This is a genomic window from Bifidobacterium thermacidophilum subsp. thermacidophilum DSM 15837 (assembly GCF_000426425.1).
Lineage (GTDB): Bacteria > Actinomycetota > Actinomycetes > Actinomycetales > Bifidobacteriaceae > Bifidobacterium > Bifidobacterium thermacidophilum.
Genome location: NZ_AUFI01000006.1, coordinates 448033 through 471064 on the forward strand (window position 1 = coordinate 448033; position 23032 = coordinate 471064).

Consider the following 23032-nt stretch of genomic DNA (forward strand, 5'->3'; position numbering starts at 1 on the left):
TACTGGAGACGGTATGCCGGCCGTCGGCGTACCGGGCTTGCCACGGGCGTGGGGTGGTTGTACTATCGCGGTGCAAGTCCGTCGTTTCGTTGACTGGCCGCCGGCGTGGCCGGGTTTCGCGAGGGGCTGGCATGGTTGTTGATGGTTCGTTACAGTAGAGGGCATGGATATGGCTGAGCATGGCGTCGCACGGCACACGCGGCAGAAGAATGCGCTGTTGCAGCAGTTGCGTGCGTGCGAGGGCTTCGTCTCGGCGCAGGAACTGCACCGGCGGCTCACCGATTCTGGGGCGTCCGTAGGTCTGGCGACAGTGTACCGGCAACTCAACTCGCTGGCGGAATCGGGCGCGGTGGACACCGTGCGCTTGGACGGGCAGCAGATGTTCCGTATCTGCGATGACGATTCGCACCATCACCACCTGATCTGCAACGGCTGCGGCAAGACCATCGAGATCGAGCCTCCGGATATGGAGTGGATGCGGCAGATTGCCCGCTCCCACGGTTTCAAGATCAACTCGCACACCCTCGAGATCTTCGGCCTGTGCACCGACTGCCAAAAGAAGCGCGCCGCCTGACCCGACCGGGTGTTACCCCCGACTGTCTCATCGCGGACACACGGGTATTCCTTTTCCGCTCGGAGCTGCACGTCGCTCAGCGTCGATAGACGGTTGTGCATGGCTTGTTGCAAGGAATCCTTGGTACCAGCCTGCTTTTCGACACGCTGTAATTGATAATAATTATCATTAACGATAATCTGGTCTGGTCATCGGATGCGGCGATTGTCGCATCGCGTCACTGAAGAGAAGATCAGGAGCAGACATGACAGCAACCGGAACATATCGACGGATCGCCCGGGCGGCGGCATGCATTGCGGCAGCGGGATTGGTCGCCGCCATGGGGGCGTGCGGCTCGCGCGAATCAGCAGGAACGGCCTCATCCAACGCGTTGGGAACCCTCAACGTGGTCGCCAGCATCAACCAGTGGGGCTCGGTCGCGGGCGAGATCGGCGGCTCCCGCGTCAAGGTGACCAGCATCATCAACAGCACCGCGGTCGAAGCGCACGATTACGAGCCGACCAGCGCCGACATCGCCGCCATGGCGAAGGCGGACGTCATCATCGTCAACGGTGCCGGGTATGACAGCTGGGCCACGAAAGCCGCTTCATCCACCAAGGCGCAGGTCGTGAACGCGGCCGAAAGCGGCGGCAAGCATGACGGCGACAACCCCCACGTCTGGTTCTCCGCAGCCGTGCGCACGGCGGCTGCCAAGGCGATCGCCGCAGCATACCGGCACAGCGATGCCGCCCACGCCGAGGAATACACCAAGCAACTCAAAACGTGGCAAGACAAGGAAAAGACCTTGGAATCGGCCATCGCCGAGGCGAAGCAGCGGCTCGACGGCAAGAAATATGCTGCCACCGAGTCCGTGGCTGCCTATCTGGCGGATGACCTGGGATTGACAGATGCCACGCCGGCCGGATACGCGCAGGCGGTCGCCAACGAAAGTGAACCTGCCTCCGGCGATGTCACCGCCTTCAGCAAGCTGCTCCAGGCTGGTTCAGTGGCGTTGCTGGTAGTCAACACACAGGAATCCAACGCCACGACCAAGCAGCTGACCACCGCCGCCGGCCAAGGAGACGTACAAGTGGTGGAACTCACCGAGCAGATGCCCAAGCATTACAGCACGCTGACCGATTGGATGACTGCGCTGGTCGCATCGTTCGCAACAGCCGGGAAGGGCTGATCCGGCATCAGACACCAAAAACGGGCGATTTCCCGGCTCGTTCACGAGGCCACGCCCTTCGCACCCGTTCACGACGACCGCAGCAGCATCGCCGGGTCGATTCTCGCCGTCCTCCACGCGGGAATGATCCCGGCGATCGTATACTGACGAGATAGCCGCGCCGATTGCGGGGGAGCCGGCGGTATCTCGCCGCGATGTGACTGGTGGGGCACACGGCGACGGGATGGCGGTGCTGGGACTATCCAATCCCCTCGTATCTGTGCGGCATGCGACTGGGCGGTTGCACATCATGCAGATAGCATCGTGCAGGGCAGCCAAACCTCGCGAATCTCCGCTGAGTGTGATTGATCAATCGCACTCAGCCAGATACCGCCGGTGTCAGTCCGTCGGCCGCTCTTCCGGCGTCGGTGGAAGCAGGTCTCAAACCTTCTGCCGACGCTGGCAAGCCACTTAGCATCGGCAGAAGGTTGTGTCGACGGTTGGCGGTCTCTCAGCGTCGGCAGAAGCAGAAACTTGGCTGCGCGACGTTTGTCTGCAGTCGTCGATAGCTGTCGCTGCTGTCCGCAGCCGACCGCCCCGCACATCACCGGTGTTCCTGCTCCTTGGCTTTCGGGGCGAGTCGCAGCGACTTGAGCATGTCCGGGATCTGCGAGGCCTTGAGTCCCGGCAGATACGCGGACAGTACGGCGAGCCCGATGCGCGGCAGCGCGGCCGCGTCCGGATAGCAGATATAGATCGGCGAAGGCGTCGGCTGGAACTTGCGCTTGAAGAAGTACAACGACTTGAACCCGTACGCGGGTTCGAGCGTATCGGCCACAATCTGCAGCGCGTGCTCGATGACTGCGACATCCTCCGGATCGGCGGTATTGTCGCCGATACCGGCGAGCGGCGCGGCGGACAGGCTCATGAACTGCGGCGCATGATCAGGCTCCTCGACGCACTGCTCATGCAGACGTTCGGCCATACGGGCGATGAGGAACTCCATGATTCCGTTCGGACTATCCGTACGATGCCGCATGAAATCAAGCGTCCAACCGATCACTGTGCCGTCGCGGTAGGTCGGCAGCCAGCTGGTCGCGCCCTGCACCACGCCGTCGGCGTCGATCGCATACAGCAGCATAACACGCGGGTCGCGCAGCTCCTCGATGCCGCCCAGCGTGAACTTCATCTCCGGCAGCGACTTGAGTTCCGCCCACTGTTCGGAAATCTCGATGATCTGCTCGCGCACCTCCCACGGCGCCTCGTTGGATGTGGTCAGCACATCGGTCAGGCCGCTGCGACGCGCCTTGTTAATCGCCGTGCGGATATCCTGCCACTTCTTGCCGCGCGTCTGCCAGGTGCTGGGGATGACCAGCATCTCCGTACCCACCTGGATAGACGAGCAACCCAATGATTCCAAGGTCTCACGGGAGTTGTCGTGCACCGCGTAGAAGGCCGGCGACCACGAGTTGCGCTCGCAGAAGCGCATGAACTCGCGCAGCGACGTGTCGAATTCACCCGGGTCGCCGAACGGGCCGGTCACGGTCAGGGCCACGCCATGGCTCACCCGGTAGGCGATCGCCGACCGGCCGCTCGGGGAGAACCAGTAGTGGTTGTCTTCCCACGTGGTCATGAAGCTCATCGACTCGCCGCCACGCTCCACCAGCGTGCTGGCGCGCTCACGGTCGGCGGCGTTCAACGCCACGGAGTCGCGGAACCACAGCAGGAACACCACGAGCACCACAATCCAGAACACCAGTCCGGGCACCTGGTTGATAACCATCGATGCCACTGTGGTCGAATGCATGTGCAGCCGGCTCGACCCGATAAGCCCCATCGGCAGGTAGCGGTGCGGCAGGTCGCGCAGCAGCATGCCGAAGGTGGCCGGCGGGGTATACGCGTCACGGTTGAGCATGCCGAACGCGAGGAATCCGCCCGCAGTGGCCAGCAGCGTCACGCCGATGGTACACACGCCCCGCCGAATGCGCGAGCGGCCGGTCAGTACCGGGAAATGGCCCATATTCACGGCGATGGCCACAATCAGCACCGCAGACGGCAGCGCGGTGGCGACCAGCAACTGCAGCAGAGCGATCCGCAGTTCGGCGTCGATCGGTATGATGGCGCTGTCAAGCAGCGGAAACACCACGCAGTAGACAAGCGAGAGGGCTACGGTCAGGCCGTTGAGTACAATGCTCACGCGTGCGGCCAGCTTGCGCCCGTGGTACAGGCCCCACGCGAGGATCGCCAGGGCGGCCACCAGCAGGATGGTCCGGGTCCACACGCCGGTCATCGCGAAATGATAATGCTTTGCCATCGCCACGCAGCTATTCGCCTGCAGATTGTCGGCGCATACGTCGGCCAGTTCCTCGTCGCCGACAAGGCCGGACAGGAAGAAGCCGAAGGTGGACAGCGGACCGTCATGCGAACTGGACACGAGCGCGAGGATCGGGCCGAATGCGAAAATCAGCTGGATCGCGGCGATTAGGCGGCGCACTTCATAATCCGTGCCATGCCACCACTGTTCGTGCTCCTGCGTGTGGCCGTTTCGACGTGCCATGATCGCGCCCGCGGCCTGCCCGACCAGCGCGGCGGCGAGGGTGCAGTAGTCGCCCGGATTGCCGCTGAACAGCAGCCCGGCCAGCACGAACGCGTAGCCGGTCAGTCGGATGCGGCGTCTCCACAGCAGTGATTCGAACGCGCTGGCCGCCATGAGCGCCCCGATGGACAGGGTGAGCGGGGACAGCGAGAACGGCAGGCGCTGCACGGCATGCCATGATTCGGCGTCCCACAGATTCGTGGCGATGGCGCACAATCCGAGGCCCAGTGCCGAACCGGCGACCGCGCCCAGCAGCGAAGTAGCCAGCGTACGGGCGACGCCGAGCACTGCTTGCGCCGTCGAAACGATCACGAGAATCGCAATCGCGTACAGCACTAGGGCGAACGGCCCCCGTACGAGCACCAGAGACCACAGCAGCTTGAGGAAGTGGGCGAACGTGCCGCTCTGCCCTGGCTCAGCCGTGTGGTGGAACATGCGCAGCATGGTCATGTCTTGGGGGCGCCGGATGACGTGGTGGGTCAACTGCCAGATCCACACTGAGATGTTGAGTACGACGAGCACGATGGCCGCCACCGGGCCCGCCCAGTGTTTCGTCCACCAGCCGCGCATGTCGATGTTGAGGGCGCTCCAGCCGGTTTGATGCGGTGCCGGCTTGGATGCCTGCCGCGGTGTCTTCTGTGGTGGTTGCTGTGTCTGAGTCATAGTCGTCGCTCGTTTTGGATTGTGTGTGATGTGTTGGTTGTGTTTGATTGGTTCGTGTTCGTCTGCATTCATCGCCGCGCTCAGCCGTCCACCGTGAGCATCTCAAGATTCGGATACGAGCTCAGCTCGCGCCGGTCCGTCCCGATGCCGCTTTGCGCGCAGAACCGGTCGATGACCGCGGCAAGCCCGGTGTTCACCGTATGCCAGTCGTGTCCGGATCCTTTCGCGGTCGCCAGATGGACGGTCATGCCAGCCTGTTTGGCGGCTTTGGCGATAATCGCTGCATTACGCTGCGATTTCGTGTCCCATTCGCCGGCGATGCTGAACAGGGTTTGTGTCGACGGGGCATTGCGTTTGATGATTTCGGTCGGCACATGCCGCTGGTACAGCTTCGCGTCACCGTTGAAATACCGCGTGATGGTGGCCTCGCGGTCGTGGTAGGTCGGGGCGAGCTCGCCGTCCGCTGCGTAGATATGCCCGTAGAGTTCCGGATGCGCCGGCCCGAGCTGGGTGCTGCACGTTCCGCCCTGCGAGAACCCGCCGATCAGCCAGTCGTTCGTGGATGTCGAAACCGGCAAGGTCCTGCGGATCCACCTGGTCACATCCACGGTCAGGTAGGTTTCGGCCTTGCCGTACACCGGGGTGTCCGCGCACAGGGAGTTCTGTGTTGCGGCACCGTTCTGATCGGGGGAGACGACAATCGGCGCCAGTCCATGATGCTTCGCCGCGTAGTCGTTGAGCGTCGTCGCGATGCCGCTTGCATTGAAGAAGCGGTCGGGGCTTCCCGGCTGGCCGGCGAGCATCACCATCACCGGCAGTGCCGGCGGTTTGCGGCTCAGCGCGGCTGGCGGCAGATATACGTCGGCGTTGCGCGCCTTGAAATGCGAGGCGGTCGCCGGAATATCGACGGTCCTGATCTCGCCCGCCTCAGGCATCGACGGCAACGTGCCGCGCTTGGCGAGCCGCTGCCATTCCTTCACGCTCATCGACGCCTTGCCGCTGATATGGGAGGACGACACCTCCTTGAACGCGGCCACGCCGAATAGCGAACCGAGCGTGGTGTACTCGCCGTACACCATGTCTACGCGCACAGCGCAACTGATGAGGGACAGCACCGCCATCGCGCAGGCGATTGCACGCCGCAATCCGCGAGAATCCACAGCCGCGCACACGGCGAACGCCGCCAATCCGATGCCGATGGCGATGGTCAGCATCACCATCCACCCCAAGCTCACGCCGAAGACGAGAAATACATCGGACAACAGCCACACGACTAGTCCGCCCACGCCGAATCCCGCCAAGCCGACGAGCAGTTCGCGCAACAGCACAGGGATTGTCCATCGCGGTTCCCCGCGCCGCGAGGAGGGCAGAATGACGGCCAGCAATGCGCTCAACGCCGTCAGCGCGAATAGGGTAGGGGGAAACCAGCCGTTGAGCAGATGAATATTAGTGAGGAATTTCACCGCAACCGCTTCCTTTCCGGGTTTGGTTTGGCTGGAACACCGCCACGATAATAACGCTCGACACAAAGTTCAATCATTCGTGAGGATGACCCGACCCCGCCCCCTTGGGCTGCTCATGGAAACCTGCATGAATGCTGGTAGAGTGCGCGTTTTGTCGCTTATGACGTGGACAATGTCCTAGGTTGGTCCAACGGGACCGTCGTTTGCATACGGACGGCACCCCGATGCGCACGGCGTATTCGGGGCGGGATAAGGAAAGGCCACATGACTCGTACCAGCGATGACCATGATTTCGCCACAAGCACAACACAACACGACACGACCGGCATGACGGGTAGTGACGCGGACACCACCGCCGTGACGTCGGACGCTTCGCCAATCGAAGAACTCAAAATCGCGACCACCAGCCATGACGACCTGCTCAATGGCGACCCGCGGGACAAGAACGGCAAGCCGCGCAAGCCATTCGCCAACTGGCTGTACGCCGTAGTGTTCATCGTGGTCGATATGGCCGCGGTGCTCATCATGCAGACGGGCGTCACGGAAAGCAGCACGCGCGTGCAATTGTCGAGCCCGCTGCTGGGCGCGTGGAGCATCGTCGGCAAGATGTTCACCCAGCTGAATTTCGTGTTCGTGCTCAATCTCATATTGGTCGGCCTGTTCTATCTGGTGTTGCTCATGCTCACCAACCGGCTGTGGGTGGCGTCACCGATTGTGCTCGCACTCGCCTCGGTGATCGCCGTGGCAGACCATTTCAAGGTCGAATCACGCTATGAAGCGATTCTGCCGTCCGATCTGAACTTCCTGCAATCCAACACCGGCGATATCGTCAGCTTCATTCCAACCGGATCGACCGGCCTGATTGTCGGTGTCATCATCGGCATTGTCGCGTTCATCGCGCTGTTCGTGTTCCTGAATCATATTGACGGGCGTCACGGCAGCATGATTCGGTCCGGCGACTCGGCGCGAAAAGCCTCTCTCGGGGCGGTCACGCGCATCCTGCTGATTGTGCTTCCGGTGATGTTCCTGGGGATGTATACCGCTCAGGCCGGTACCGTGGGCTCGTGGGCGCGGAACTTCTCCTCGTGGCTCGGTGACACCCCCTCCATGTGGGATTCGGTCTATGATGCTCAGCGCAACGGCGTCGTGACCTCCTTCCTGCGACAGATGAACCCCGATGTCATGGAGGAGCCCAAGAACTACAGCGAAGCGACCATGAAGAAGGTCGCGGCACGGTACGCCGCCGAGGCGAAAACCATCAACGCGAGCCGTTCCAACAATCTCACCGACAGCACCGTCGTGTACATCCTGTCGGAATCCTTCTCCGACCCCTCACGCGTCCCCGGCATCAAGCTCAACGAGGACACCATGCCGAATATCCGCTCGATCAAACAGAACACCACGAGCGGGCTCATGCTGTCCAGCGGCTACGGCGGCGGTACCGCGAACCTTGAATACATGGGGCTTACCGGCCTGAGCACGGCGAACTTCAGTTCCTCGCTGACCAGCCCCTACCAGCAGCTCGTGCCGAGTGAAACGTGGACGCCGACCATCAACCAGCTGTGGGGATCGGCGGCGAATTCCATCGCCTTCCACCCGTATGAGCCGTCCATGTATTCGCGCGCAACGAACTACAAAAAGTTCGGATTCTCGCATTTCTACGCGCTCCAAGGCTCCGACATCATCAAATATCAGAGCAAGATCGGCAAGTCGCCGTATGTAAGCGACGAATCGACCTACAAGAGCGCGTATGAGGCGATTTCCGGCACGGACAGCAACCAGTTCGTGCAGATCATCACCATGCAGAACCATATGCCGTATAAAAACTGGTATGACAACAACCAGTACAAGGTGACTTCCACGGATTCCGATACCGAACTCGGCAAGACGGAAACCGAATCCATCGAAACCTACGCCAAGGGCGTGAGCCTGACCGACAAGGCGACCAAGGAGTTCCTCGATAAGCTGAACGAGCTGGACAAGCCGGTCACCGTGGTCTTCTACGGCGACCATCTGCCCGGCATCTACAAGACGGCCAGCAAGGATTCCGACAATTCCATCGCGTTGCACGAGACCGACTATTTCATCTGGTCGAACAAGGCCTCGGGCACGCAAGGAACCAAGGTGAGCAACAGCGAGTATTCCTCGCCGAACTTCTTCATTGCGCAGACCGCGGAACACATGGATGCGAAGGTGTCGCCGTATATAGCGTTCCTGACGCTCATGCATGAGAAGATCGCGGCGATGGAACCGCCGGTGGCCAACAAGATCCAAGGCTGGGACCGTATCCCCGAAGGCCAGGATATCTACTTGGATTCGAACGGCAATCCGATGGCTGAGGCTGATTTCGACAGCGAGACCAAGCAGCTCATGGAGGACTACAAGCTGATCCAGTACGATATCACCGTCGGCAAGGGATATCTCAAGTCTCTCGGTTTCATGACCCTTGGATGATCAGCAGGTAATCCATAGACTACGATGAAGGCCCTCGCACCGGAACATTCCGGTGCGAGGGCCTTTGCCATGGTCCGCGTGACAGGTTGTGCGTTCAGCTGTTCAGGCGTTCAGGGCCTTGGCTCCGATATCGTGGCGGTAGAACATGCCGGTCGTGTCGAGCTTGTCGAGCACACCGTAGATCTTGTCCTGCGCGGAGCGGATGTCGTCTGCGGTGGTCTCCAGCAGCAGCACGCGCCCGGAATTGGCGACTAGCTTGCCGTCGGCGTCCGTGGTGACGCCCGCGTAATACACGTGGCTGGATTCGTCGACCGGAATCTCCGGAATCGCGGCACCCTTGACCACGTTGGTTGGGTAACCGTTTGAGGCGAGCACCACGCCGAGCGTCGTCTTGTTGTCATCCTCCCACATGAAGGTCGGGGTCTTGTTGTTGAGGATCGCGTTGATGCCTTCGCCGAAGTCGGAGGTCAGGCGGGGGAGCACGACTTCCGTCTCCGGGTCGCCGAAGCGGGCGTTGAACTCGATGACTTTCGGGCCGTCCTCGGTAGCAATCAGGCCGGCGTACAGAATACCGGTGAACGGCGTACCCTCATCGGCCATCGCCTGCACGGTCGGGCGAACAATCGTCTCGATCGCCGTGTCGACCACGTCCTGGCTGATTTGCGGCACCGGGCTGTACGCGCCCATGCCGCCCGTGTTTGGCCCTTTGTCGCCGTCGAAGGCGCGCTTGTGGTCCTGCGAAATCGGCATTGGCCAGAACTCGGTGCCGTTCACGAAGCTCATCAGCGAGAATTCTTGGCCTTCGAGGTAATCCTCGATAACGGCCTTCGCGCCGGCGGCACCGAAGCGGTGGTCGACGAAAATATCCTCGAGAGCCTTGAGAGCGGTGTCCAGATCCATGGCGACCGTCACGCCCTTGCCTGCGGCGAGCCCGTCGGCCTTGACCACGATTGGGGCGCCGTGGTCGCGCACATACGCTTCGGCTGTGGCGAGCTCGTCAAAGGTGCGGTATTTCGCGGTCGGGATGCCGTGACGCTCCATGAGCTGCTTGGCGAAATCCTTGGATCCTTCGATTTGGGCGGCCGCCTTGTTTGGACCGAACGCCTTGATACCGTTCGCCTCGAAATCGTCGACAATGCCTTGGATCAGCGGCACTTCAGGGCCGATGAACACCCAATCGACCTGATTGTCCTTGACGAAGTCGATGAGGGCGGCGTGATTGGACGGGTCAAGCTGCGTGGTGTTGATGCCGTCGAGCCGCATGCCCGGATTTCCCGGGGCGACGGTCACTTCGCTCACGCTGTTCCCGCTCAGCAGCGCGTGCGCGATTGCATGTTCGCGTGCGCCTGAACCGATGACCAGAACCTTCATTCCCATCTTGCGCGTTCCTTTCGTTCTGACGCTGGTTTTCAGTGAAGTTCGACGTCGTTGCCGGTCTTGGCGACGATGGAGCCGATCTCATACGCCGTCTCGCCGTTGGCCTTGAGCAGGTCGAGCGTGGCCTGCGCCTTGGAGGAGTCCACGGCGAGCACCATGCCGATGCCCATGTTGAAGATGTTGAACATCTCCATATGATCCACGTCGCCCGCACGTTCGATGACGCCGAAAATCGGCGGGACGGGGAAGGAATCCAGATTGATGCTCGCCGCGAGGCCGTCGGGGATCATGCGCGGGATGTTCTCGATGAACCCGCCGCCGGTGATGTGGGCGACGCCCTTGATGAGATGCTCGGCGAACAGCGGTTTGAGCGCCTTGACGTAGATCTTGGTCGGGGTGAGCAGCACTTCGCCCACGGTTTTGCCGCCCAGCTCGTCAAGCTTGGTGTCCACCGTGTAGTCGGCCTGCTCGAACAGTGCCTTGCGCACGAGCGAGAACCCGTTCGAGTGCACGCCGGTGGACGGCAAACCAATCAGCGTGTCGCCTTCGGTGATGGTCGACCCGTCGACGATATCGGACTTTTCTGCGACACCGACGGCGAAACCGGCAAGATCATACTCGTCCGGGTCATACATGCCGGGCATTTCGGCGGTTTCGCCGCCGATAAGGGCGCATTCGGACTGCACGCAGCCGTCAGCCACGCCGGAGACGACCTGTTCGAGCAGCGCCGGATCGTTCTTGCCGCACGCGATGTAGTCGAGGAAGAACAGCGGTTCGGCGCCTTGGGCTGCAATGTCGTTGACGCACATGGCCACGCAGTCGATGCCGATCTTATCGTGCTTGTTTGCCATCTTGGCGACCATGAGCTTGGTGCCCACGCCGTCGGTGCCGGAAATCAGCACCGGTTCGCGGTAGCCGAGGGAGGCGAGATCAAACAGGCCGCCGAAGCCGCCGATGCCGCCGACCACGCCGGGACGGTTCGTGCGGGCCACGTGCGATTTGATGCGCTTGACTACCTCGTAGCCGGCTTCGACACTGACTCCTGCCTTCTCATACGCTTCTGGCATGACTTACCTTTCTTGGATTTGCTTGTATTCGTATCGATTGTTTTGTGAGGTATTGGCTTTATTGACTTTATGGGTTTTATAGGCTTTGTTGGGTTGGGACTGCACGCCACGTGTGGGCGGGTGGTGCAGTCGGAGCGGGCATGAGTATGCCGCTGCATCTGCGAAAGATTGCAGCGGCATCATGTCAGGCATTCGCCACTTGCGCTTGGAGCGTGTCGATATCCGCGCTGAACTCGTTGCCCTGATAGTGACTCTTGTCGTGCGCGAACTTGGCGATTCTCACACGGTCCTCTGGGGTCAGTGACTTGAGGAACGACTCCTCGTAATCGTCAAGCGCGGTCGGATAGTCACCGTTGAAGTAGGCGACGCACAATCCGCCGTACGGGGCGTCCGCATGCAGGCCGATGGCCTTGACCAGACCGTCCAATGACAGGAACGCCAGCGAATCCGCGCCGATATACTCGCGGATTTCCTCGACGGATTTCTTCGCGGCAATCAGCTCCTTGGTCGTCTTGATATCGATGCCGTAGAAGCACGGGTATTTCAGCGGCGGTGAGGAGATGCGCATATGCACTTCGCGGGCACCGGCTTCGCGCAGCAGCTGCACGATGCGACGCGACGTGGTGCCGCGGACGATGGAATCGTCGATCACCGCCACGCTCTTGCCTTTGACGACGCCGCGTACGGCGGACAGCTTCATGCGAACGCCCTGTTCACGCAGTTCCTGCGTAGGCTGAATGAAGGTTCGCGCCACGTATTGGTTCTTGATCAGGCCCATCTCGTTGGGCAGGCCGCTGGTCTCGGAGAAACCGGACGCCGCGGACAGCGAGGAGTTCGGCACGGCGATGACCATGTCGGCGGGGGCGGGGGATTCCTTGGCGAGAATCGCGCCCATACGCTTGCGGGCAGAATGTACATTGACGCCGTAAATGTTGGAATCCGGGCGCGCGAAGTAGATGTACTCCATGGAGCAGATGGCCAGCTGCGTGTTGGTCGTGTAGCGGTCCATGTGATAGCCATCATCGTCCACAACGATGATTTCGCCGGGGCCGATGTCGCGCACGAACTCCGCGCCGACAATATCCAGCGCGCAGGTTTCGGACGCCAGCACATACGCGCCGTTCTTCATGCGTCCTAGCGACAACGGGCGGAAGCCGTTCGGGTCGAGCGCGCCGATCATCGCGTGCTCGGTCATGAGCAGGTAGGCGAAACCGCCGTGCACCTTGTTGAGCGCTTCCTTGAGCTTGTCCATGAACGTGGGGGCGGTCGAACGGCGGATGAGGTGCATCAGCACCTCAGTGTCGGAATTGGAGTGGAAGATTGCCCCTTCGTCCTCCAGTTTGCGGCGCAGGCTCACGCAATTGGTGAGGTTGCCGTTGTGGCCGAGTGCGACGTCGCCATCATGGAAGCGGAACAGGAACGGCTGGATGTTGTCCACCGATCCGGAGCCGGATGTCGCGTAACGCACGTGGCCGATGGCCTTGTCTCCTTTGAGCCGTTCGATTTCGTGCTCGTCGGAGAACACCTGGGTGAGCAGGCCGAGCCCGCGATGCCCGATGAGATGACCGTTATCGTTCGAGACGATGCCGGCGCCTTCTTGGCCGCGGTGCTGCAACGCGTGCAGACCAAAATAGGTGAGACGGGCGGCATCCGGGTGGCCCCAGACACCGAAAATACCGCACTCTTCGTGGATGTCTTCGAGTTCAGCTGACAAGCCAAAGCTCCTTCCAAAACCGTGGAAACGGGGGATTCGCTAGTAACCAACATATCAACCGCCGGCTACATCGCGGCGTCAGGTTCGTCGCGTATTCAGCGGCGGGGTTGAGGCGGCTCGCTGCGGGAGATGGCTGGTATCTGCCTGCCATGCGACGGAACAGTCGCACGGTGGCGGGGATGTGCCCATGACACCGCCGTCGCCGCTACCTATCGGCCCGCTGTGCGACTCGCGTGTCGCACAGCGCCGGGATGTTGACATCGCCCGTGTGCGATACCGCCCGGATTACAACATCGGCCGTGTGCGCCGCCCCGGAGTAGGGCTTGCGGCGTACACTGGTCTGTGGTTGCCCGCATACGCGGGTTGCGAACAATATGTACAAGGAGCAACTATGGCAGTATTGGTCCTCGGCGGAGCCGGCTATATCGGCTCTCATATGGTCGACCGTCTGGTCAACACCACGGATGAGAAGGTCGTGGTCGTTGACAGCTTGGTCACTGGCCATCGTGCAGCCGTCAATCCGGCGGCGAAGTTCTATCAGGGCGACATCGCCGATCAGGATTTCATGCGTACCGTGTTCAAGGAAAATCCGGATGTCGACGCGGTCATCCATTTTGCCGCGTACTCTCTGGTCGCGGAGTCAATGAAGAAGCCGCTCAAGTATTTCGACAACAACACCGCAGGCATGGTCAAGCTGCTTGAGGTGATGAACGAAGTGGGTGTGAAGAACATCGTCTTCTCCTCGACCGCAGCCACCTATGGCATTCCTGAGAAGATGCCGATCCGCGAGACCGACCCGCAGAAGCCGATCAACCCGTATGGCGAGAGCAAGCTCATGATGGAGAAGATCATGCACTGGTCCGACCTCGCCTATGGCATCAAGTTCGTCGCGCTGCGTTACTTCAACGTCGCCGGCGCCAAGCCGGACGGCTCGATCGGCGAGGACCACAACCCGGAGACGCATCTGCTGCCGATCGTGCTGCAGGTGGCTCAGGGCAAGCGTGACGTGCTCAAGATCTTCGGCAATGATTACAACACGCCTGACGGTACCAACGTGCGTGATTACGTGCATCCGTACGATCTTGCGGACGCGCACATCCTCGCGGTCAAGTACCTGCGTGAAGGCAACGAATCCACGGCGTTCAACCTCGGTTCGTCCACCGGCTTCTCGAACCTGCAGATTCTTGAGGCCGCCCGCCGGGTGACCGGCAAGGAGATCCCCGCTGAGATGGCCCCGCGTCGCCCAGGCGACCCGGATACGCTGATCGCTGCCTCCGACAAGGCCCGCAACGTGCTCGGCTGGAAGCCGCAGTTCGATAACATCGACAAGATCATCGCCTCCGCATGGGCTTGGCATTCGAGCCATCCGGAAGGCTATGGCGACCGTAAGTAATGCGGAGGCCGGCATGCAACCGGCAAACGCTTAAGCCGGTCTTGACACGCCGCGCGTCTTAAACGCAAGCCGCCCGGCCACCTGATTGATACGCATGAGGGGCGCCACACGATTCAGTGTGCCGCCCCTCCTGCGTTAGTGTCCGTGATTCGCGAGCTTCCTCAATCAGGTTGACTTGGCCGGATCAGTACTGAGACTGATCAAACATTTCCATCAACGAGAAGCCCGACGCCGCGGAGATGATGATGACGAGGACAATCGCCACGACCTGGACGATGATTTGTGCGAGCGCCCAGTTGCGACGGTCCTGATGCTCTGCGCCGCCCATACCGGCCGCCCAGCAAATCAGCAGAATGAAACCGACCAAGGGGATCGCGGACAGGATAACCGTGCCGATCCATCCGCCGAGGCTGGTCATGCCGTACGGCTGGCCGGCGGCGGGCATCGGAGCCTGGGCTTGCGTGGGGTATTGCGGTGCCGGCGGGTACGGCGTGCCGTTGGGGTACTGTGGCGCGTTGTACTGTTGGTCGTATTGCGGGGCGTTGTACTGTGGGGCGTCAGCCTGCGCGGTGTACTGCGGTGCATACTGCTGGGTGTACTGCAGGGCGTCCGACTGTTGTTGGGCATTGGGGTATTGCGGTGCTTGAGGTTGCGCCGGTTGCGTCGGCTGTACCGGTTGCGTCGGCTGTGGCTGGTAATCGGTCATGAGTGCTCCTTGACTTGTCTGTTGTGGCCGCGGTCGGGGCACGAATGTGATCCGCACCCTTGCACCTCGTCCTTGCGCTGAGCCACGACCCATTCGGTGGATTCGATTTCCACGAATGCCGTTTCCATACTATTGCGAGGTGCCGTCGAGCGGATGTGCGTATTGAAGATTGCTCAGTCGGAATCCAAGGACATCGCGGAAAGCCGCAGATGAGTCATCTCCTTGCGGCAGCCCCGCCGATGTATGCACCGTATTCCCGTACCCGTCCCAGCACCGTTGCAGTGCAGCGGCCCGATGGCCGTCACTGCACGCTGAGATGCTGCGGTTGCGAGGCTTGCCCGGTGCTGGAGGCGTTGAACCCGATTTCCGCGCTGGCGCCCGCTTCGATCGCCGTATTCCAATCCATGGGCGCGACCACGTAATGCTTGCCGTCATGGCTGACGATGCTGCCGCCCCAGATATCGGCGATCTCCGCGTCGAGGTCGAAGGCGACTTGCTACGCGCCCTCATGCTTGCTGCCGGACGCATTGCTCACGGTGATGGCGTACGTCGCCCCGGAATTCCACTGGTTGCGTATCGCCGCTGTGGCTTTGAGACCCCCTGACGTCGCGGACGGGGATGATGAAGCGGAAGCGGATGACTTCTTCCCGTTGCCAGCCCCGGCACCCGAGGAGGCCTTCGACGAGCCGGAGGATGTTCCCGATGCCACATGGTCGGCAAAATCGGCGAGTTTGCGGCTGGTGTTGACCAGCCAGATTGCGCTCGGCGTCAGGTCATCCCCGGTCCACTTAGAAGTCGCGGTGACGGATGGCTTGAAGAAGGCGGCGGTCTCTGCCTTGTTTGACAGCGCCCATGCCGCATAGCTGATGTTGTTGTGGGCGAGCAGGGTCATCCATGCGTTGGCGCTGTCCTGGTCGATTCCGCCGTTGCCTGAAGCGTCGCAGAGCCCAAATTCGCTGACGAAGACCGGCGTGCCCGCATTGAGCGCGGTCTGAAGCTTCGCCCGCAGATCGTCTTCGTGCGTGGCGGCATGGAAATGCAGCACATACATGATGTTGTCGAACCCGTCCGCGGAGAGCGGCTTGCCTGCGACCGCGTCGATATCCTGTGACCACGTATTGGTCCCGCACAGGATGATCGTATCGCTGCCGGCGTCCCGGATGGCTTTGGCCATGCGCGTGCAGTAGCTGTAGATGTCATTGCCTGAGCCGTCGTACCACGGCGTGCCGGTGGGCTCGTTGCATACTTCGAAGATTACGTTGCCATAGGACTTGTATTTCGCCGCGTAGCTCTTGAAGAACGATTCGGCTTGGGCCGCGTCGCCGTTGGGGTTGTAGTTCAGTACATGCCAGTCGATGATGACGTACATGCCAAGATCGGTCGCTGCCTGGACGCCCTGCTCGATTGTCTTGTCCATCTGGGCCTGCGAGCCTTGCAAATACCCGCCTTCCCGCGTGTATGCCGCGAGCCGGACCATGTTGATGCCCCATTCGTCGCGCAGCGACTGGAAGGTGTCCTTGTTCACGTACTGGCTGAACCATTGGATGCCGTGGGTGCTGGCGCCCCGCAGTGGGAACGGCATGCCGTGCGCGTCGATTACCGTGGGGGCGGACAGTCCGTCCGTCTTGCCTACGGAGAGCTTGCCGTGCTTGCCGTATGGCGTGTCGGCTGCGGTAAGGTCGGTGGTCGATTCATTGATTTGGTAGTCGAGCTTGTCGGCACTGGCGTCCGCGGTGAACGATTGCATTGCTTTGAGGTAGTCCGCCGGTTTCACGGTGCTCGTGGAGCTTGTCGCTGTCGGCGTCGCCGATGCGCTGTTCTTACTTGTGGCGCCGGTCGATTGCTGTGCGGCGTGACGTTGCCGGTATGTGGTGATAGCGATGGCCGTTCCTGCGCCTGCGAGGAAGATCACGATGGCTGCAACGGCTGCGATCAGGCGGCGTGTGAGCTTCGTGGCGTGGGATTTGTCGGTTTTCCCTCCGTGCTTTGAGCCCGGTTTCCCATGCTGTGCAGGCGAGTCTTGGGGTGTGCCGTTGGCGGTATCGGTATCCGAATGCTTGCCGGCTTGCGATTGATCCGACCGGTTTTCGCCTTGCCGGTCGGCGTCGGTATTCGTGTCGGAAGCGGGATGATTGTCCTGCGCGTCGCCTGCCGGCAGAATAATCTCGTTGGCAGGCGGAAACTGTTGTGTCTGGCTGACTGTGAAATCGATGGTTTGTGCATCATCGTGAATGTCGGCGGTGCGTGGGAACGGGGAGGCTTCGTTGCTTCCGTCTGCCGCCGGTGTGGTGGTGCCGTGCTGGTCCGCGGGTTGCTGATCGGTAGTTGGTGTCCATATGCTTCCTTCGTCGGTGAGGGATAAGACTGGATGAATCGGTTAAGTCTTCTTTTCTGTCATAAGCATGGCCGGTTGACACGTCTTGCGCAAAGCGTGCTCCCTACTTGATACCGGGCGGTCACGGAATCGGGCTGAATACGCCGTTGTCTCCTCGCTGGGGCGGAACATCGGTTGGCTGGACGGCTGCTCCTGTTGGTCGGCGGGGCTGTCGCCCAACAGGAGCAGCCGTCAACAAGACAAGTGGTCAGGACGTGGCGTTGTATACGCGCTCGCCATACGGTGTCGGAGGCTGTTCCCCGCGCTTGTACATGTTGTTCACCCAGCGTTCCGAAGCGTCGATGATGCCTTGCAGGGCTTGCAGCGGCGTCGAGGCGACCCAGCTCAGTCCCGGCAGTTCAAGCACCGTACCCACATAGGTGTGATGCTCGGAGGACCATTGGATGCTGTAGATGTATCGGTCTACGATGCCCCGGCTGACCGGACCGGCATTGAGCGCGGCCTTGGGGAAGGATCCGGTGAGTTGCCCGGGCGCGTCGACGGCATGCGCTGCGGGTGCGGCATGTGTTGCGGGGGCATGGGCGCTGCTGCCCGCAACACGGGTGGGTTCCGGTGAAGAGGCGGATGGTGTTGCACGATGCCGTGCACGGCTTGGTTGCAACGATGTCATTTCTGGTGTGCCCTCGTGTGTGGTGGGGAATGTCATGGCAGGAGCTTGTGCGTGTTCCGGCGTGCCGGTCGGCGCGGGTGCGGTCGCTCGTGGGGCTGTCTGTCGCTCTTCGACCGTGGGCGTCCCGGGTAACGGGAGCGGCGTATCGTCGTCATCTTCGTCGTGGATGACGGGATGGGCGTACTGCTTGAGAATGCCGACGAACTCGTCATCCTTCATCTCCCCGAAACTGCGGTAATGATTGTCGAGCGCAAGATTGACCATCGCGCGCGACGCGCTGTCCATATTGCCTTGGAGCGATTCCTCATCATCCCCGTTGAACTGCCAATCATTGGCCGCGATATAGTCCCTGATACAATTGCGTGCGGCCATGCCGTTGATCTGAGCTATATCGAAGTCGATGACGATATCGTCGGCCATGCCGCGTCCTTCCTCGTACGTTCCTGTTTCCATGCCTTCGGCGGCATGAAAGCTTCTCTGTTCCTCTTTCCCGTATCATACCGCACCGGGAAGTCCGACAGGTACGGCGATGGTATCGCTAACAACCGCACGTGTCGCACGTTGCGAATCGTTGACGGCGACGCGATAGCATGGTGATGAGAAACGACTTGCGTGCCGGCGCGTGCCGGCTGGACGTATGCGGTCAGGACGACGGGGCAGTCGTCGTGATTTGATGGTCCGCACGATTCGTGCGCAAAGCGAGACGATCCGGATGGAGGCGGCAGATGAGCCAGTGGAGACAAGGGGCATCCCCGTATCCAAGCGATAATGGTCATGCGTCGCAGGCCCCGCGAACGTTGACGGCGGTCCAGGCATCTCCGGGAGGCCCGAATCCGCCGGGCGGCACCGTGGTGGCCGCCGGGGCGCCCGACGACCCCGATCACAATCCCGGTCTTCGCAGGAAACTGCGCAAGGATCGTCGCGCAATCAACCACATGAAAATCCAGCGCGCCTGTCTGGCCATCCTGTATTCGATCGACATCCTGATGGTGGTGATGTACACCGTCGGGTACATCAATGGCATGTGTACGCAGGACGAATTGCTGAAAGCCATCTGGGTTGCCATCGGTTTCGCCATTTTCGTGGATTGGGCGTCGCTGCGTGACGAGAAGCGCGCCCAGCGCGGGCGTAACGCGATCCGGTATGCAATCGCGAGCCCGCGCGAGCATTATGTGACCGGTGCTGTGCAATGGCAGTGTCCGTTATGCCAGACCGTCAATGAGGTTCCGCCTATGGCTCGGGATGCGCACTGGCCATTGATGCAGCAGTGTGTCGCATGCCACGAGATGATTGTCGTTCCGGATGTGCGACAGCCCGTTTAGCATGGCATGGGGCTTTCAGTACGGGGCTTTCAGTGTGCTGTCTGCGCAGGCCCTGCGTCACTTATGCCGCCGGTGTCCGCCGCGGGGAGGCGTGGGGCGCGGGCGTCGCAGTGTCACTTCTGCAGATTGCAACTGGTCTCGCCGGTTTGCGACGAGTAGATGCATGAACCGCGGAAATGGACGCTTTCGCCGATGACGACATAGTTGTTCGTGGCATGCCCGTCACTGGTGAAATGCCGGATGGTAATGGAATCTCCGGCGTGCAGCGGGATCTTCTGTCCGAAGTCGAGCGGATCGGTGGTCACGATGCCGGCATCCGCGTTCAGGAAGCAGGCTCGGGTATCGGTGCAGGAGATATCGCCGTCCTTGAATCCGATATTGCCATGGTTCTGCTGGTCCAGTGTGCCGATCGCTGCAACGGTGGATGCCATGTCGGTCTTGACATCGGCTTTCCACCGGTGCTCCTGCACGAGATCATCGATGCCGGCGGCGGCGAAATACCCCACGGCGATGACTGCGATTGCCGCGATGGTGCTTATGGCGACGCGTCGAGCGGTCTGTGCCGCGGCTTGACGCTGGGCTTTCTTGGCGTCCGGATTGGTGCCGTTGTCGACGATGGTGTATCCGATGGACGGGATTTCGAAGGAGACTGGTTGATGCATGATGTTCTCTCCTGTGTTGTGATGTTCTCGTGATTGTGGTTCGCGGCTGTTGTTTTCGCACGGACCGATATCTGGGAATGATGAAATGAATCCAACCGCGCCGTTCCTGGTTCCCGACCAGGCCCGGTGCCGGAGCGGCCTACCCTCTTCAACCAGGCGGGCCGCCCGTAATCTCTGTAATTCCAAGGATATGCGGATTGGGCGACTGTGTACACAACGCTGAGAAGAGGGGTTGTCAAACGGTTGAAATCATTCGGCGTGTCGGGCGTGTCGAACCGGTTCGATGAGTTGGAGGGATCCGCAATCGTGCATCCCTCGTCTTGCTGGATTATTGTGCCCCTACCTTGATGATTTTCACCTATTCACGGCGCAGAATAATCGAGATACGGAATGCTGTACTCTTGCGCAACATGTGTCGTCACTATTCGCTGATATGTTGATTTCTGCGCAACCGATGCCGGTTGTACAGAAGAGAGAAGCGGCTGCCACGTGCAAGAGCATGCATGTGGGCGGGAGGGTCAGCAATGCAAGAGGAAACGCCAGAATACTTGATGTCTCATGGTCGCGGCGATAGTCGGGGAAGTGCTGCTCCCGCGAATGGGGCGGAAGATACTGAGGTTTTGTTCGATGCCGCGCAGCAAACGGCGATGCCAGGGACGGTATTCTCGCCGCAACCGGTATCTCAGCCGGTTCGCCCCGTACAGCCCGCTGCGTTGGAGTCGCAGTTCGACCAGCGATTCATGAAATCACCGGTGCCGGGGGTTGCAGTCCCGCATCAGGCAGAATCGCCGGTGCAGTTGTCGGCGACGATTCCTGAAACGAATACCGCTTACACTGCGCTGGATTCGGTGACGGGCAACAATCTTGATTCCTCTCCTGTCGGCTCTCAGCGGCAAACCAAGCCGCATGCGGGTCACGATCCCCGGCTGATGCTGAATTCCTTTGGCGGAGTCGATGAACATGGAGATATATCGGTGTTCGCCCTCGGCGCTCCGGTGATGACGCCTGACGGGCCTGCGTTTACCATGGGCGTAGGGCCGGGTCGATTCGATGCCATGCAGGATTCGGATCAATATATCACGGTGAGAGCAAAACTCCGCCGCTTGAGTATGCGATTGAGAAGATATCGTTGGTTTGCGGTGCTGACCTGCATCTGGGTTGCCTTAGGACTGTTTGCTCTTATCGCGCCGCTGTTTGACAAGATGCTGGTGCATTATTATGCGCAATGTGCGCTGTGCTTGTTCGTATCCCTCGCATTGATAGTATGCATCGTTGATTGTGTGTTCGATAGGCTTCATGGAATTTGCGGTTTGTGGCAGGAATTCTTGGGAATAATGTCAGTCATGCTGATGACAATCTGTACATGCGTGGCGCAGGATCTCATCAACGATATTCCGCAATTGTCAAATCCCACGACGGTAACCATCGTCCCTTTCGAGTCCGTCACGTATTCCCACCCCCTTCCATATCCTGACCACAGACTCATAGGAACGAATACCGCGACCGGCAAGACGGTCGTGTTGAAGGTGACGGGCAAACAGCTGCAGGAATGCGATACCCTCTTGTCTGCTGCTCATCGTGGTGACGGGAATCGACACGCTACAGCGCATTACCTGGCGGCTACCGGATACGCATTCGATGTGGCATGCACCGTGGACGCGAAATCCCCGCAACAGGACTCTTCGGCGAGCGGGACGAATGCCGCCGGGGCTTGGAATGACGCGATTGCCGTGGGGCAAAGCGAGGAATAAGGTACATCAGTACAACGCCCATCGCCATGTCTGTCTGCCAGACCCGGCTGGGTTCCTTCGGCTCACCGCCAGTCGCGCACCATCTCGCGTGTGGAGGAGTAGTAGATGCATGAGCCGGGCAGATGAACGTTTTCGCCAATCACGATGTATTCATATGCCGGCGCGCCGTCGCGGCTGTTGTGCCTGATGGTGATGGAATCGCCGGCATGCATAGGGATGCGCGTCCCCGCGTTGAGCGAGTCTTTGGTGATGACACCGCTATCGGCGGTCAGAAAACAGGTATTCGGATCGGGGCAGGAGATGTCTCCGTTGACGAAACCGGTGTTGCCGTGGTTCTGCAGTAGCATGTCGTCAACAATCTCCATGGTGGATACGACATCATCGGCTACGGCGTTCTGCCAACGGTTGGGTTGCACTGCGCGGTATATGGGGATGCCAATGGCTATGGACAGGATGATTGTCATCAGCGCGGCAAGAGTGCGGATACTCACGCGGTATCGCGCCTGCGTGTGTTCGTCTGGCTCCTGCTCGATGCGTTCGACGACACGGGCGCCCACCGGACCTATCGGACGCAGCGGGGTGGTCTGTTCTATCGGATCGTATACCGAAATCATGGAGACGTAGTCAATGGTGGAGCCGTCGATGTCGGTGGAACCGCAAGGTAAGTCGTCTGTGCCGTTCATCTCCGCTCCTTTCACAGGGCTCGCTTCTTCGCGTTGTCCCGGCGTTTTCGCCGATAGTGCGATGCGTCATATGCGTCGGTGGGGAATGCTCTGTCTGCTTGCGTCGATGCGCTTCCCTGACGCCATCGGAGGGGTGCGGCCGTCGCCTGACGAACCGCCGTTGGTTCGAACGGTTACCATTATAGTCGCCCCGTTGCGTTGCCGCCGTCCCACACCACAGATATTTCTACAGCCGCTGAGTGGTCTGTCAGCGTCGGTGGTGGGTTGTCGTTCTGCTTCTGCCGACGCTGGGGAGGTTGTCAGTGTCGGCAGAAGGTGTTACCGACGGTGAGAGTCCTCTGAGCGTCGGTAAGGTTGCGTGTAGTTTCTTGCCGAATGGTGGATGGGGCGCGGCAACTAGGACGGGCGGTGACTATCTATCGCGCACCGGATAGTCAGAAGGCCGGACGCCTCCC

The 23032-nt window shown here is 60.7% G+C and carries 16 protein-coding genes and 1 pseudogene; 6 read left to right on the forward strand and 11 right to left on the reverse strand.

Going from position 1 to position 23032, the window contains the following annotated elements; all coding sequences use genetic code 11:
- Positions 1 to 169 precede the first annotated feature (169 nt).
- Both K315_RS0102270 and K315_RS0102275 read left to right on the forward strand, forming a co-directional pair.
- Positions 170 to 574: a Fur family transcriptional regulator gene (locus K315_RS0102270; RefSeq protein ID WP_029576002.1), complete on the forward strand. Its 405-nt coding sequence runs from the start codon at positions 170 to 172 to the stop codon at positions 572 to 574.
- 244 nt (positions 575 to 818) lie between these two features.
- Positions 819 to 1742, forward strand: coding sequence for a metal ABC transporter solute-binding protein, Zn/Mn family (locus K315_RS0102275; RefSeq protein ID WP_029576003.1), 924 nt, complete (start codon positions 819 to 821; stop codon positions 1740 to 1742).
- A gap of 583 nt (positions 1743 to 2325) precedes the next feature.
- On the opposite strand, the gene K315_RS0102280 is transcribed toward K315_RS0102275, so the two are convergent.
- Positions 2326 to 4980, reverse strand: coding sequence for a bifunctional lysylphosphatidylglycerol flippase/synthetase MprF (locus K315_RS0102280; RefSeq protein ID WP_029576004.1), 2655 nt, complete (start codon positions 4978 to 4980; stop codon positions 2326 to 2328).
- A gap of 80 nt (positions 4981 to 5060) precedes the next feature.
- On the reverse strand, positions 5061 to 6443 hold the full coding sequence (locus K315_RS09135) for an alpha/beta hydrolase-fold protein (protein ID WP_033520302.1): 1383 nt from the start codon (positions 6441 to 6443) through the stop codon (positions 5061 to 5063).
- A gap of 327 nt (positions 6444 to 6770) precedes the next feature.
- Between K315_RS09135 and K315_RS0102290 the strand changes: the two genes are divergently transcribed.
- Positions 6771 to 8897, forward strand: a complete 2127-nt coding sequence (locus tag K315_RS0102290) for an LTA synthase family protein (RefSeq protein WP_044085762.1) — start codon at positions 6771 to 6773, stop codon at positions 8895 to 8897.
- A 102-nt stretch (positions 8898 to 8999) separates the two neighbouring features.
- Here the strand turns inward: K315_RS0102290 and purD are convergent, their stop codons facing one another.
- From purD to purF, 3 genes are all read right to left on the reverse strand, one after another.
- Positions 9000 to 10274 (reverse strand): phosphoribosylamine--glycine ligase, encoded by a 1275-nt coding sequence (purD, locus tag K315_RS0102295; RefSeq protein ID WP_029576006.1) that lies wholly within the window; start codon positions 10272 to 10274, stop codon positions 9000 to 9002.
- Between the two features lie 32 nt (positions 10275 to 10306).
- Entirely contained in the window at positions 10307 to 11341 is a 1035-nt protein-coding gene (gene purM / locus K315_RS0102300) for a phosphoribosylformylglycinamidine cyclo-ligase (RefSeq protein ID WP_029576007.1), read from the reverse strand.
- A gap of 184 nt (positions 11342 to 11525) precedes the next feature.
- Positions 11526 to 13055 carry an amidophosphoribosyltransferase gene (gene purF, locus K315_RS0102305; protein ID WP_029576008.1) on the reverse strand — a complete coding sequence of 510 codons (1530 nt, stop codon included), beginning with the start codon at positions 13053 to 13055 and terminating at the stop codon, positions 11526 to 11528.
- Positions 13056 to 13446: 391 nt separating this feature from the next.
- Between purF and galE the strand changes: the two genes are divergently transcribed.
- A complete protein-coding gene (galE, locus tag K315_RS0102310) occupies positions 13447 to 14448 on the forward strand; it encodes a UDP-glucose 4-epimerase GalE (protein WP_015450724.1) in 1002 nt (333 codons plus the stop codon).
- Between the two features lie 184 nt (positions 14449 to 14632).
- On the opposite strand, the gene K315_RS09855 is transcribed toward galE, so the two are convergent.
- The 4 genes and pseudogenes from K315_RS09855 to K315_RS09150 all read right to left on the reverse strand — a co-directional run bounded on the left by K315_RS09855 (position 14633) and on the right by K315_RS09150 (position 18579).
- The gene (locus tag K315_RS09855) at positions 14633 to 15154 is read right to left on the reverse strand and encodes a hypothetical protein (protein ID WP_029576009.1); all 522 of its coding nucleotides are present in this window, start codon (positions 15152 to 15154) and stop codon (positions 14633 to 14635) included.
- Positions 15155 to 15455: 301 nt separating this feature from the next.
- Positions 15456 to 15632, reverse strand: a pseudogene (locus K315_RS10120) (cellulose binding domain-containing protein); the annotation flags it as partial.
- Positions 15633 to 15650: 18 nt separating this feature from the next.
- A complete protein-coding gene (locus K315_RS09860; protein ID WP_029576010.1) occupies positions 15651 to 17066 on the reverse strand; it encodes a glycoside hydrolase family 5 protein in 1416 nt (471 codons plus the stop codon).
- Between the two features lie 670 nt (positions 17067 to 17736).
- Positions 17737 to 18579, reverse strand: coding sequence for a hypothetical protein (locus tag K315_RS09150; protein WP_152571386.1), 843 nt, complete (start codon positions 18577 to 18579; stop codon positions 17737 to 17739).
- Positions 18580 to 18884: 305 nt separating this feature from the next.
- On the opposite strand from K315_RS09150, the gene K315_RS0102340 reads away from it, so the two are divergent.
- On the forward strand, positions 18885 to 19481 hold the full coding sequence (locus tag K315_RS0102340) for a hypothetical protein (RefSeq protein ID WP_029576012.1): 597 nt from the start codon (positions 18885 to 18887) through the stop codon (positions 19479 to 19481).
- A 113-nt stretch (positions 19482 to 19594) separates the two neighbouring features.
- Here the strand turns inward: K315_RS0102340 and K315_RS0102345 are convergent, their stop codons facing one another.
- The gene (locus tag K315_RS0102345) at positions 19595 to 20143 is read right to left on the reverse strand and encodes a hypothetical protein (protein WP_029576013.1); all 549 of its coding nucleotides are present in this window, start codon (positions 20141 to 20143) and stop codon (positions 19595 to 19597) included.
- A gap of 524 nt (positions 20144 to 20667) precedes the next feature.
- Between K315_RS0102345 and K315_RS0102350 the strand changes: the two genes are divergently transcribed.
- Complete coding sequence (locus K315_RS0102350; protein ID WP_152571387.1) at positions 20668 to 21894, forward strand: hypothetical protein; 1227 nt, start codon at positions 20668 to 20670, stop codon at positions 21892 to 21894.
- Positions 21895 to 21956: 62 nt separating this feature from the next.
- Here K315_RS0102350 and K315_RS0102355 read toward each other — a convergent pair whose 3' ends face one another.
- Complete coding sequence (locus tag K315_RS0102355) at positions 21957 to 22577, reverse strand: hypothetical protein (RefSeq protein WP_029576015.1); 621 nt, start codon at positions 22575 to 22577, stop codon at positions 21957 to 21959.
- Between the last annotated feature and the right edge of the window lie 455 nt (positions 22578 to 23032).